Source organism: Marinomonas shanghaiensis (assembly GCF_003259175.1).
GTDB lineage: Bacteria > Pseudomonadota > Gammaproteobacteria > Pseudomonadales > Marinomonadaceae > Marinomonas > Marinomonas shanghaiensis.
On the sequence record NZ_QGOK01000005.1, the window covers coordinates 154,019 to 167,144 of the forward strand.

Annotated in this window: 11 protein-coding genes; 6 read left to right on the forward strand and 5 right to left on the reverse strand. The window is 47.6% G+C overall.

Going from position 1 to position 13,126, the window contains the following annotated elements:
* The first annotated feature begins 209 nt into the window (after window positions 1–209).
* The 6 genes from DKT73_RS04435 (at window position 210) to DKT73_RS04460 (ending at window position 7,373) form a co-directional block, all read left to right on the forward strand.
* The gene (locus DKT73_RS04435; RefSeq protein ID WP_111637375.1) at window positions 210–1,433 is read left to right on the forward strand and encodes an amidase; all 1,224 of its coding nucleotides are present in this window, start codon (window positions 210–212) and stop codon (window positions 1,431–1,433) included.
* Window positions 1,434–1,439: 6 nt separating this feature from the next.
* Complete coding sequence (locus DKT73_RS04440) at window positions 1,440–3,062, forward strand: gamma-glutamyltransferase family protein (RefSeq protein ID WP_232827780.1); 1,623 nt, start codon at window positions 1,440–1,442, stop codon at window positions 3,060–3,062.
* A gap of 79 nt (window positions 3,063–3,141) precedes the next feature.
* The gene (locus DKT73_RS04445; RefSeq protein ID WP_111637376.1) at window positions 3,142–3,960 is read left to right on the forward strand and encodes a sulfite exporter TauE/SafE family protein; all 819 of its coding nucleotides are present in this window, start codon (window positions 3,142–3,144) and stop codon (window positions 3,958–3,960) included.
* A 10-nt stretch (window positions 3,961–3,970) separates the two neighbouring features.
* A complete protein-coding gene (locus DKT73_RS20525; RefSeq protein ID WP_111637377.1) occupies window positions 3,971–5,191 on the forward strand; it encodes a (S)-ureidoglycine--glyoxylate transaminase in 1,221 nt (406 codons plus the stop codon).
* Window positions 5,191–6,417: an allantoate amidohydrolase gene (locus DKT73_RS04455; RefSeq protein WP_111637378.1), complete on the forward strand. Its 1,227-nt coding sequence runs from the start codon at window positions 5,191–5,193 to the stop codon at window positions 6,415–6,417. Before DKT73_RS20525 ends, DKT73_RS04455 begins: the two co-directional genes overlap by 1 nt.
* Window positions 6,418–7,007: 590 nt before the next feature.
* A complete protein-coding gene (locus DKT73_RS04460) occupies window positions 7,008–7,373 on the forward strand; it encodes a cupin domain-containing protein (protein ID WP_111637379.1) in 366 nt (121 codons plus the stop codon).
* Window positions 7,374–7,412: 39 nt separating this feature from the next.
* Here the strand turns inward: DKT73_RS04460 and DKT73_RS04465 are convergent, their stop codons facing one another.
* The 5 genes from DKT73_RS04465 to DKT73_RS04485 form a co-directional block, all read right to left on the reverse strand.
* Window positions 7,413–8,486, reverse strand: a complete 1,074-nt coding sequence (locus tag DKT73_RS04465) for a methyl-accepting chemotaxis protein (RefSeq protein ID WP_111637380.1) — start codon at window positions 8,484–8,486, stop codon at window positions 7,413–7,415.
* 112 nt (window positions 8,487–8,598) lie between these two features.
* Window positions 8,599–9,999: an APC family permease gene (locus DKT73_RS04470; RefSeq protein WP_111637381.1), complete on the reverse strand. Its 1,401-nt coding sequence runs from the start codon at window positions 9,997–9,999 to the stop codon at window positions 8,599–8,601.
* 41 nt (window positions 10,000–10,040) lie between these two features.
* Entirely contained in the window at window positions 10,041–11,333 is a 1,293-nt protein-coding gene (locus DKT73_RS04475) for an NAD(P)/FAD-dependent oxidoreductase (protein ID WP_111637382.1), read from the reverse strand.
* 55 nt (window positions 11,334–11,388) lie between these two features.
* Window positions 11,389–11,817, reverse strand: a complete 429-nt coding sequence (locus tag DKT73_RS04480; protein ID WP_111637383.1) for a Rid family hydrolase — start codon at window positions 11,815–11,817, stop codon at window positions 11,389–11,391.
* A gap of 45 nt (window positions 11,818–11,862) precedes the next feature.
* The gene (locus DKT73_RS04485) at window positions 11,863–13,014 is read right to left on the reverse strand and encodes an ornithine cyclodeaminase family protein (RefSeq protein ID WP_111637384.1); all 1,152 of its coding nucleotides are present in this window, start codon (window positions 13,012–13,014) and stop codon (window positions 11,863–11,865) included.
* Window positions 13,015–13,126 lie beyond the last annotated feature (112 nt).

Sequence of the window (13,126 nt, forward strand, 5' to 3'; positions counted from 1 at the left end):
TAACCCATAGACTCCGCTTTATCGTCTGTTTTTGCCTCGTCTTGCCTTCGCTCGTGACGTCGTATGTTGTGGCGTTGGAATTTTATTTCTAAGAGAGAATACATCCGTACTGTTTGCGACATTTTTGTAGAAAAAAATAATTTCTTTTTGTTTCAGTTGACAGGTTGTTGAAACGATTGTTTCATATGTACTAATCAAGTGGAGGACATATGAAACATTTCATGGTACTAGATCCCTTTCTTACATTGGATTCAACATCGAGCCCAACGGCTCGGAATCAGTCGTCATCAGTGGATGCTTCTTTGCCGTTAAGCGGTTTGCGTCTGGCAGTGAAAGACTTGTTTCATATGGCAGGATTGCCGACTTCCGCGGGTAATCCAACTTGGCTTGCCACTCATCCTATCCCAACAAAAACGGCTTCCAGTGTTAGCGCTTTGCTAAAAGAAGGGGCTATTTTTTGTGGCAAAACCATTACCGATGAGTTGGCTTACAGTCTAAACGGACAAAATATTCATTATGGAACACCCTCAAACCCGGTGACACCGAATCGTCTCCCAGGCGGGTCGTCATCGGGTTCGGCGGTGGCCGTGTCATCCGGTCTTGCTGACATTGGTTTAGGCACCGATACGGGCGGGTCGATTCGTGTGCCAGCCAGTTACAACGGATTATTCGGATTGCGCCCTACTCATGGTGTGATACCTGTTGATAACATGGTTGCTTTAGCACCGTCTTTTGATACGGTGGGTTGGCTCACTAAAGATCTCAACACTTTAGAAAAAACTGCCAGCGTGCTGCTGAAAAGTAAGCCTCCTAAAAAATTCACTAACGTCTTGATTGCGAAAAACTTAATAGATCAAGTCGCTCATGTTAAAGAGTTAAAAGCACAGCTGCAGACATGGTGTGAACAAAAGCGTTTTCCAAAAGATTCATCTTTGGTAATAGATACCAAAGCGTGGAAAACGGGCGAGACATTTCGTACCTTACAGGGCGCCGAAATTTGGCGCGAACATGGTAAGTGGATCAAAAATTTGCATCGTTCTGACCGTCTGTCAGAGGAGGAAAAACACTCTGTTTTTGCGCCAGATATCCAGTTGCGCTTTGAATGGTGCCAAACGATTTCTTCTGCCGATGTGCTGGCCGCGGAACAACAAAGACAGCGTTTTAGTGATTGGCTCGAAAATGAAATCGAAGGCTCGGTGCTTATTATCCCGACCACACCGGGTTTAGCGCCATTATTTGATGCGCCAGACGACGAACTCGCCGCCTATCGAAATCAGTTAATGGACATTACCGCCATAGCAGGGTTAGCAGGGCTTCCACAGTTGCATTTGCCGGTTTGTACCTTACATGGCGCGCCGTGTGGCTTGTCTTTGGTGGGGGGGAAAGGCACCGATTTGGCGCTGATTGAATTCGCAAAAACCTTAATGGAGTAGTTTTTCGTGAGCATTTTTCAAGAAAATATTGCAGTGAAAAAGAACGATATTGCGTTTACCGCACCGCACTTTAAAGCCACAGAAACAGGGCGAAAAATCCTTGAGCAAGGTGGCACGGCAATCGAAGCCATGGTGGCGGCCGCGGCGACGATTGCTGTGGTGTATCCGCACATGAATGGCTTGGGTGGTGACGGTTTTTGGTTGATCAGCGAACCGGGTAAAACGCCCATTGGCATAGACGCGTCTGGCAAAGCCGCTGAATTAGCCACGCTGGAATTTTATTGTGGCCACGACAGTATTCCAGTACGAGGCGGCAAAGCAGCTTTGACTATGGCGGGTGCTGTTGCTGGCTGGCAAGAGGCCTTGGCCGTCAGCCAAGCTTGGCAAGCCGTCTCCAACGCACAAAATATGCCCTTAACGAGCTTGTTGGAAGACGCTATTCAGTTAGCAAAAAACGGCAGTGATGTGACAAAAACCTATGTCGATGCCAGCAAGAAAACCTTTGCCGATTTGGTCAGTGTTCAGGGCTTTGCTTCGACATTTTTAAAGCAGGGCAGCCTGTATGAACAAGGCAATACGTTGACCTTGCCAGTACTGGCACAAACGCTGGAACAACTTGCTGAAAAGGGGTTAAACGATTTTTATCAGGGCGATATTGCCACACGATTGGCGAAAGATTTAGCGAAGTCAGGCTCGCCGATTCGATTGGCAGACTTTAAATCCTATCAAGCAAAACGGGTGACACCTTTGCAGGTAAAAACCAGCGTAGGCTCTCTGTATAACTTGCCTGCGCCGACACAAGGCATCGCGTCTTTGTTGATTTTGGCTTTGTATGACAAGTTATACACACAAGGCAAAAGCGTCACAGACATGGCGCATTTGTTGATTGAATGCACCAAACAAGCCTTTATTGCCCGTAATGAATATGTGACGGACGAATCGCGTTTGGCAATGGATTTAGCGTCTTTGTTGGAAGAAGAACCGCTAGAAAAAATGTGTCACGAGATCTCGTTGGAACGGGCACAAGTTTGGCCACATCACGCCAAACAGGGCGACACTATTTGGATGGGCGCGTGTGACAGCGAAGGTCGCATGGTCAGTTACATTCAGAGTTTGTACTGGGAATTTGGCAGTGGTGTCGTCAGTCCTTCCACTGGTATTGTGTGGAACAACCGCGGCTCGTCGTTTTCGTTGCAAAAAGGTTCCTTGCAAGAACTTGGGCCGAATCTTAAGCCTTTTCATACACTAAACCCTGCGTTTGCCGAATTGAACGATGGTCGACGTATGAGCTACGGCACCATGGGGGGCGAAGGTCAGCCACAAACTCAAGCGGCGCTGTTTAGTCGTTATGTTTATCATCAACTGCCGTTAGACCAAGCCATCAGCGAGGGCCGTTGGCTGCTCGGTCGGACTTGGGGCGATGTCAGTCATAATTTGAAAATCGAACGTGACTTTGCCGATATCGCGGCCGAGGAACTGGTGAAACGCGGTCACGATTTGGTGATCGTTGATTCGTGTAATGAATTAATGGGGCACGCGGGGGCAGTGGTGCTTCATCAGGATGGACATACCGATGCCGCAACGGACCCGCGCAGTGATGGTTTGGCCATCGTTAGCCGTTTTCATTAGCTGTACTTTGTATTTCGTCATACTTTTATCCAGTAACACTTTTAGTTAGTAATCATTGTATTTAGGAGCAAACAGAAAGATGTCATTCATAATGGAAAACTATTCCATGATTCTCGCCATGATGGCCACGGGTGTGGTGGGCGGGATTTTAGCCGGTCTATTAGGTGTTGGCGGTGGCATTGTCATCGTGCCTGTGCTGTTTTTCTTGTACCAAGGTTTAGGTGTGAGTGCGGATACGGCGATGTTGGTGGCGACAGCTACGTCATTGGCCACCATAGTGCCTACGTCAATCAGCTCCATTCGCTCTCATAAAGCCAAAGGCAATGTGGATTTCGACTTATTGAAGCGCTGGGGATTCTTTGTCTTTTTAGGCGTGATGATTGGCAGCTTTGTGGTGACTCGCGTGGATGGCGAATGGTTGACCTTACTGTTCGGTATTATTGCCACCTTGTCTGCGCTAAATATGTTGTTGGGCAAAAAAGACAGCATGTTCAAGTCTTTACCAGGTAATGCTGGGCAAGGTGTGATGGCAACTTGTGTGGGTTTTTTCAGTTCCATGGTGGGTATTGGTGGCGGTACGTTAACCGTTCCTATGCTGACTTTCTGTAATTATCCAGCGCACCGTGCCGTTGGCACCGCCGCTGCCGTCGGTTTGATCATTTCCTTACCTGCGGCGCTGACCATGTTGATTTTTGGACAAAGCCCAGAAGATTCCCCTTACGGAACCGTGGGATTGGTTAACTTAATTGGTGCGGCCTGCATTATTCCATTAACAGTATTGTTTGCCCCTGTGGGGGCCGGATTGGCCCAACGATTAGACGCGGCCAAGTTGAAGAAAGTCTTCGCGATTGTGTTGATTTTCACTGGCGTAAAAATGCTTTATCAAGTGTTAGGTTAGGAGATTACTCATGCAGCCGCTTTCTTTTCCACCCAGATTATTAATGGGCCCAGGCCCGATTAATTGCTACCCACGCGTGTTGTCGGCCATGTCGACTCAGTTAGTGGGGCAATATGATCCCACCATGACCAGCTACATGAACGAAGTCATGGAATTGTATCGTCGTGTTTTTAATACGCAGAATCAGCAAACTTTTTTAATCGATGGTACCTCTCGTGCGGGTATCGAAGCCGCTTTGGTGTCTTGTTTAGAACCGGGCGATAAAGTGCTGATTCCTATCTTTGGTCGCTTTGGACACTTGTTGGCTGAAATTGCCGAACGTGCCGATGCCGAGGTTCACACTATCGAAGTGCCTTGGGGTGACGTGTTTGATCCGCAGCAAATTGAAGACGCGATCAAAAAAGTGCGGCCAAAATTATTAGCGATTGTACAAGGCGACACATCAACCACCATGTTCCAGCCATTGGAAGAGCTCGGCGAGATTTGTCGCGCTCACGATGTGTTGTTTTACACCGATGCCACAGCGTCTATTGGTGGTAATCCGTTGGAAGTAGATGCGTGGAAAATCGACGCGGTGACAGTGGGTTTGCAAAAATGTCTCGGTGGCCCATCAGGCAGCGCACCGATTACCTTGAGTGACCGCTTTGTGTCTTGCGTACGCAAACGTGCCCATGTGGAAGCGGGCATTCGTGATGCCCATCATCAAGGATCATCTGGTCTACGCATTCGCTCTAACTATTTTGATCTACCTATGATTATGGATTACTGGGGGGAAGAGCGTCTGAACCACCATACGGAAGCCGCCACCATGTTGTTTGGCTCCCGTGAGTGTGCAATCCAATTACTGAGCGAAGGTCAGGATGCGGTGATTCAGCGTCATCAGTTAGCAGGTGATGCCATGTTAAAAGGTGTACAGGCGATGGGCTTGCAGCCGTTTGGTAATCTCAAACACAAGATGAGCAACGTGGTGGGGATTCACATTCCAGAGCAAGTGAATGGTGAGCAAGTTCGCCATGATTTGCTGAACATCTTTAACATCGAAATCGGCACCAGCTTTGGCCCATTAAAAGGCAAGGTATGGCGCATTGGTACTATGGGCTACAACGCTCGCCAAGATGCGGTATTGCATACTTTGCAGTCACTGGAAACCGTACTGCGTCGTGCTGGTTTTGCGTTACCTTCAGGTGACGCGGTAGACGCAGCCATGTCGGTTTACGCAGGAGAAAAATAATGACAGATTACGGCAAACTCGCTCAGTTGGTCATGGACCGCTGTGACGAACTTGGCAAAATCAGTCAAAGCGACGATTGCCTAGATCGTCGTTATCTCACCAAAGAACACAAACAAGCCAATGGACTGGTGGGCGGCTGGATGCAAGAAGCAGGTATGCACACTTGGCAGGACGAAGCCGGTAACCTTTGGGGACGCTGGCAAGCCGCAGACCCAGAGGCTCCGCGTTTTATCATGGGCAGTCATTTGGATACCGTGCCAAATGGCGGCCAATACGATGGCATGTTAGGCGTGATCACGCCGGTGACCTTGATCGCGGCGATGAACGAAGCGGGTATTCGTCTGCCGTTTCACCTTGATGTGGTGGGCTTTGGTGACGAAGAAGGCACGCGTTTTAGCTCAACCTTGCTTGGCAGTCGCGCGTTGACCGGTCAATGGCCAGCGAGCTGGGCGGATTTAAAAGACAGTGATGGCATTAGCTTGTCGCAAGCCCTTAACGACTTTGGTTCGGATTTTGCGAGCATTCCTAATGCGGCCATCGCTACTGACAATCTATTGGGTTACCTTGAATTGCACATTGAACAAGGTCCCGTATTAGAAGACTTGAATCTGCCGGTTGGCGTGGTAAGCGCCATCGCTGGGGCAAAACGTTTTGAATTTAACGTCACCGGCATGGCGGGACACGCTGGTACTGTGCCGATGAATTTACGCCAAGATGCCCTTTGTGCCAGCAGTGAAATGATATTGGCGATAGAGAAAGTTGCACAGCAGCATGGCATTGTGGCGACGGTAGGCCGTATTCAGAATCGTCCTAATGGTGTGAACGTGATTTCGGGTAACACGGGATTTTCTCTTGATATTCGTAGCGAATTTGATGACAAACGCGATGTGGCTCTGGATGAAATTTTGCAGGAATTAGAGGCCATTGCGGCTCGCCGGAATGTCTGTATTGAACGTAAAGCTACTCATGCTGCCAATGCGGTTCATTGTGACGAAAAACTGCAAAGTAAACTGCGCAACGCCATTGAAGCGCAAAGTATGGCTGTTCATACCTTGTTCTCAGGAGCGGGTCATGATGCCATGGCGATTGCGGATATTTGCCCTGTGGCAATGCTGTTTATGCGTTGCGATAAAGGTATTAGTCATCATCCAGCAGAAGCGATTGATACGCCAGATGTGGCGGTGACCTTGGCGGTGTTGAGCCATGCGATACAGAATTTGGCCTAAAGATTTTGTGGTTAGCTACTCAGCATAATGCCTCGCTCCTTTTGTACTTCACCCAGTATCACGCCTCGCTCCCCGAGCAGGCTCGAAGAATCGCTCTAGCGTGACTCTGGGTTCAGTGAATAGACGTTTAAGAATTGAATAAATCGAAGCAAACTCGTAGGTCAGATGAGACGAGGAACGAGGCGCTTATTGGTAAAAAATAGTGACGGTTGAAGGTGGATGTGACGATTAAAAATGGCACATTATGCCTCGCGCATGATGCCCTACGAAAATAACACACCGAAGCAAACTCGTAGGTCAGATGAGACGAGGAACGAGGCGCTTATTGGTAAAAAATAGTGACGGTTGAAGGTGGATGTGACGATTAAAAATGGCACATTATGCCTCGCGCATGATGCCCTACGAAAATAACACACCGAAGCAAACTCGTAGGTCAGATGAGACGAGGAACGAGGCGCTTATTGGTAAAAAATAGTGACGGTTGAAGGTGGATGTGACGATTAAAAATGGCACATTATGCCTCGCGCATGATGCCCTACGAAAATAACACTTAAAGGGATTGGCCCTTGTTTTAGCTAAAGGATAAATGTATGAAATTTACGCGCATTTTTAACGACGATCAAGGTAAAAGCCATTTTGGTGAGGTAGAGCTGGAAGTTCGAGATGGCGGTCCCATTGGTTTTTTGTCGGAGCGTTTTCCAGCGGGTGAGATGATTTTTCGTGAAACCCCAAGTGACTACGATTTCAAATGGCATCCAGCGCCACAACGTCAGTTTGTGTTTATTATCAAAGGACGTTGTGAGTTCAAGGTGTCGTCTGGTGAAACGCGTCAATTTGGCGCAGGGGATGTGGTCTTGCTAGAAGACACCGAAGGCGAAGGCCATTGCAGTAAGGCGTTGTTTAACGAAGTACGCCACTCGATTTTTGTTACCGTGCCAGATGATGTGGTGTTTTAAACACTGGTGAAACGAATCAAAGGGCGCAATGCCCTTTGCTTATAAGTGAGAGAATAAATAGGTTTGCGATTCTTTTAGTCGCTGATGTATTCCATTGATATGTTTTTCCATTGCCATTTGTAGCTGGACTAATTTCTCAATATCGCTGGGGCTGGTTTGCATCATGGACTGCGCCAATGTATCCAATTGCTCGAATTCGCTAGCCATGCTGACGAAGCTGGACGTATGTCTAAAATCGAATTCGTTATCTGTGCCATTGAAGTACCAATCTGCAACGGCCGTTTCGCGCACGTTCATCATGGTGTCCTTACCGGTAATGACATTGATCAGGCAGCTTGTCTGCCAGTTGTTCAGTTCCAGCAATGATGCGCAAACGTGAGAATATGCCATGGATTTATAGCTCGCTTCCATGAGGCCTTGTGTGCTTTCGGCGGTTTTGTTGAACGAGTGATTGAGGTTTTCACAGGTTTGACTAACGCTTAACGTATTTTCATGCAGCTTTTCGATCTGTTGGCTAACCTTGATTGTGCGATTATCGATGCGGCTCACTAAGGCAGAAATCTGCTCGCTGGAATCCTTAGCTTTGGTTGCCAAGGTTCTCACTTCGTCTGCGACGACTGCAAACCCACGACCATGCTCACCTGCCCGTGCGGCTTCAATAGCGGCATTTAATGCCAATAGGTTGGTTTGTTCCGAGATACTCTGAATAGTATCGGTAAAGCCTTTGATTTCATTGGCAATATCTTTTAGTCCGTTTACATCTTCTAGGCTGAGTTGTGTTTGGCTGGCAATGTTATGTAATGCAGTAGATAGTTGATTAATATCTGCTTTGTTTTTCTCAATGTCCTCGTTACTGCCTTCTGCTGCGCTCATGGGTTCGAATAATAATTCTAAGACCTGATTGATGGCGTCAAAGGCTTGTTGGTTGAGTTTTTTTTGTGGCAAGAAAAAACGTTTATCGAGTTGAGTGGTAGGTGCATTTGACGATGCGTTTCTGAGTGATTCAATGGTTGCGGTCAGCTCAGATACGTCGGTTTCAAGTGCCTGCTTCTCAGCGGTTACTTTAGCTAAATCATTTTCCAAAATTTGGAAACGCTTTTTGTTCAACCACATAGACTGTCCTTTTTAGGAGCGTTGAGAATGAATAATTTATTCAGCAAAAAATACCAATTGTAAAAAACAACGCCGTTTAGGGCGGCGTTGGTTGATCATAATGGTGATCTATTTATTTTGAGTCAGGCTCAAATAAGCCTCGCTTCATGAAGAGCTTCACCCATATCGCGCCAATGACACACAGTGCCAGTAATATACCGCCAGTGATGCTGTACACCATTTCGGTCATTTCTGGTGAAGGTGAGTTGTTCAAGGCAACATACAGCATGGCCGCAATACCTAAAATTTGTGGTAATGGATAGAAAGGCGTGCGGTATGGACGAGGATGATTTGGCATACGCTTGCGCAATACGATGACATTGATGTGGGCGACGATGTAAGCCAATAGCCAGCTGGTGGTGGCGGCAATGACTAACGTAATCAATGAATCAATTCCTAAGGCGAAGTAGGGAACAGTGGTTAATCCAGTGATCATGATGATGCCAATCCAAGGTGCATCAAAGCGGTTTTTGGCCTTTAATTGGGGGAAAGCTTGACCTTGTTCTGCCATGCCTTGAAGCATTCTTGGGACGGCAGCCAGAATGGTATTCATCGTGCTACATGTCGCGGCCAATGCCATGATGGTAGCAATAACCAAACCACTCTGGCCAAATACAGCGCTGGCATAATCCAAAAATGGAAGAGGTGCACCAACTAATTCTTCGGTATTTAAGTAAAGGCTCGCCCCATACACAAAGGCGCTGAATATTAAAAAAATCATTAATAAGGACAGATGCATAGCGCGTGGAATGTTTTTTGTTGGAGAGTTAACCTCTTTGATTAGTGGGCAGATAAACTCGACACCGACCATAGTCCATAATGCCAAGCCAACTAGACCAATAAAACTACCATCCATCACGCCACCAAAGCTCCAATCTACCGTCGTTCCGCTTAATTCAGGATGGGGTTCGTTTGCTCCAGTAATGGCTACTGCACCAATGATGATTAAGGCACTGACCAAAATGAACGCTAGCAAGTTTTGAATTCGCGCAAATACGTCAGTACCAATGAGGTTGGTAATGGCGAAAACAAATAGGATGAGTAAGGGTATTACCTTTTCAGGCAGCATTCCTGGAAACAGTTCTCCCAGCATGGCGTCGACCAAAAACATTTCCACTGGCAGCGCAAGTACGGCTACGACAACGTAGCCTGCAAACACTGAAACGATAGCAGGGAAGTGTCCGATGGCTTTTTGAGTATAGGTTGCTAATGTTCCTTCCTCTGGAAACATCAATGATAACTCAGCGAAGCTCATGGCGTTAAATTGAGCCAGAATGAGTGCTGTAACCATAGCGGCAATAAAACTCATGCCACCAATTCCTATGCCTTGCAGAGCCGATATCATCGCACCTTGCACAATGACTAAGCCGATACAAATTGCCATCATGGTTGGCAATCTCATTTTTGATTTTTTGGAATTTGTCGCTGATAAGTCAGCTGTCGTTATCGTTCCTGAACTTGTGATACTGCTCATTTTTTTGTTCCTTTTGTTAATAGGGAACCATCTTGTAGACGTTAGAACCGATCGAATCGATAGGGACTTGGGTCAACGATGGGGGGGACATTCGAAACAATATCTGCAGCAAGTTGCCCTGCTGCAGGACCGGTACCAAAACCATGACCAGAAAAGCCAGTGGCTACTGTCAGTCCAGGTATTGTGTTGATACGGTCGATCACCGGCGTTGAGTCCGGTGTGATATCAATTAAACCTGCCCACGATTCTTCTATTTTTGTATTTTTAAACATGGGCCAGGCACTGATGGTGTTATTCATAGCATCGTTAAGGAGGCCATGATTAACCTGCGGTTCGCACACGCGAACGTGTTCGAATGGGGTTTTGCTATTGGCATGCCAGGATCTGGGCATGGCTAAGTCACGAAGGAAGGTGCCGTTCAGAGCAATATTCAACGAGTCTTTACCATGCTTTAGTTGGTCTCTAAACTTTAGACCGATTTTTAGGTGATCTAGGGTGATTGGCGCATCCACTTTGCCGCGCTGCATGATGATAAAACCACCATCTTTGTGTTTGCGGAATGAAAAGTCTGGGCCGCCAACAGCGATTTCAGTTGGGCCTTCGACAGGCGCGGTTCTTAATACGGACGCAATGACGGGTAGGGTCGGCAAGGACACACCAAGGTTTCCGAGAAAACGGCGCGACCATGCACCTCCCGCGAGCAAGACTTGCTCACAGCGAATTTCCCCTTTTTCGGTGACCACTGCGCTGATTTTCCCCGCTGTGGTTGATAATGTTCGCACGGCACATTGCTGAACGATAATGGCGCCTTTTTTTATGGCTGCTTTGGCGATTGCACTGGTGGCAATTGTGGGCTCTGCGCGTCCATCTGAAGGCGTATAAATAGCCCCCACCCATTTCCCTTGACCATGTGGAACATGTTTGTCGATTTCTTTCGGGCTAAGGAGTTGTGAGCCTAGATCAAGCGGTTGAACTGACTTTGACCATGCTTCGTAAAGAGCCATTTGCTCGTCTGTTTTGGCTAAAAACATAATGCCGGATTGTTTATAACCAACTGACTGTCCAATCCGCTCTGGCATTTCAGCCCACAGACGGTCTGCAGCCTGTGCCAGTGGTACATCATTGGCGTGGCGGCTGGTTTTACGGATCCAACCTAGGTTGCGAGATGATTGCTCACCCGCAATGTGGCCTTTTTCTAATAACACGACGGGAATATTTCGTTCTGCTAGCGTCAGTGCCGCCGTGATACCCACAATGCCCCCACCGATAATAACGACGCTGGTTGAGTCCGGTAATTCATTGGTGGTGTGAACGGCATCAAGCATTTTAGTCATGATTTACTTCCTAAAAATCTCATCAAGCCCGATGACAACCATCGGGCCTTTTTCGTTATTTCGCGGTGTTGGTATGGATTATTTCTACTTCTGCGCTAGATGCGCCACGAAAGGCGGTGACTTCCAGTTCCATTTTGTAGATGGTTGAGCCAAGCGGTGGACAGGTCACTGTGGTCGCAGGATCCACGCCACGAAATTTTTCTCCCACTAACGCCATCACAGTGTGGGTGTCTTCTGGGTTCTGAATAAAAACACGTGACATCACCACGTCTTTTAAACTCGCGCCGACGGTTTTCAGAGCGGCTTCGACATTGTGGAAGACTTGGTGTGTTTGCTCTAGCAGGTCTTCTGGGATTTCTTTGGTATCAGGGTTCCGTCCTGCGGTATTGGAAACAAAGATCCAATTGTCGACGCACACCAGACGAGAGTAGCTGCTGATTTCTTCGAGTTTTGAGCCGGTTTTTACTTTGATGATTTTTGTCATATTTGTCTTTTAAACCTGTGTCCAAAGGAAAAATTAGTGAAGGTGTTATCTCAGTACTGGGGTTTCCCAAAGATTTAATTTCACGCCAATCTTTTGTTCGACCGCATTGCGATACACCTTGGTTGCCCATGCCACGTCTTCTACTGGCATGCCGCCCACTGACATGATGATTATCTCTTCATCATTTATGCGGCCAGGAGCATCACCTGCGGTGATTTTTCCGATGTCTTCTAGATCATCTAATGTGATTTTGCCTTCGGCGATCATGTCCATGAATCGTACGCCCGGCAGAGGGATATGGTTGTGGGCAGGCTTTGGCACTTCTTCGTACCAAGCTTGGTAAAGACCTGTGTTGTCGAGCACTTTGCGCACATCATTTTGTTCCATGCCATCGTCTAGGCTGCAGTAAGCCGGCATAACAAGGAAAGTGCCCGGTTTCACCCACTCGCGTTTCACTATAGGGTAAGTTGACGGGTCACCGGTTACGCCAGAGTTGCAGTAGGTGACGATGTCAGAGCCGCGTACGACGTCTTCTAAGGTGTCGACAACCTGAACATGGGTGATTTGTGGGAAGGTCTCATTGACCCATTCAATAAAGACATCGAGGCTTTTTTGTCCGCGGCCTTTCACTTTGATCGTATCGATTTCAGGGCAAACTGCCATAAAGGCTGCAACCGCCGTTTTACCCATGACACCTGGTCCAAGTAGACCGATGACTTTAGCGTCTTTACGAGCAAGATAACGTGCACCCACACCCGGAACCGCACCAGTACGGTAGGCAGAAAGTAGGTTGGCTGACATATACGCCATTGGAGCGCCGGTATCTGTGTCGCTTAAGGTGAACATGAGGATTGAACGTGGCAAGCCTTTTTCTCGGTTCGCAATATTTGATCCATACCATTTCACACCAGACGTTTGAAAGCTTCCTCCAAGGTAAGCAGGCATCGCCATCAAGCGACGGTCTGCGGTGGGTTTGGGCATGGTAGGAAAAGGTGATTCATCTGGGAAGGTGATCATAGCACCGTGGGAATCGCTGTTTGGTCCTGCCATACGGTAGTCACCGGTGTACAACAGGGTGAACATCTCATCCATGGTGTCTACGCACTGGGACATATTCATTACACCCGCTTTAATCATGTCTTGTTCAGAGAGATAGATAAAATCAATAGTCGTGTTTTCGGTCGTCGTTACAGACATAACATCACCTTAAAAAGTTGGAAAAATTGTGTGTTTCCGTGCTTTGCTCGAGTTGTTGTTTCGCTGATGGAGAGCCTTCTTGGGCAGCGGATGATTTTGATCCTAGAGGCTT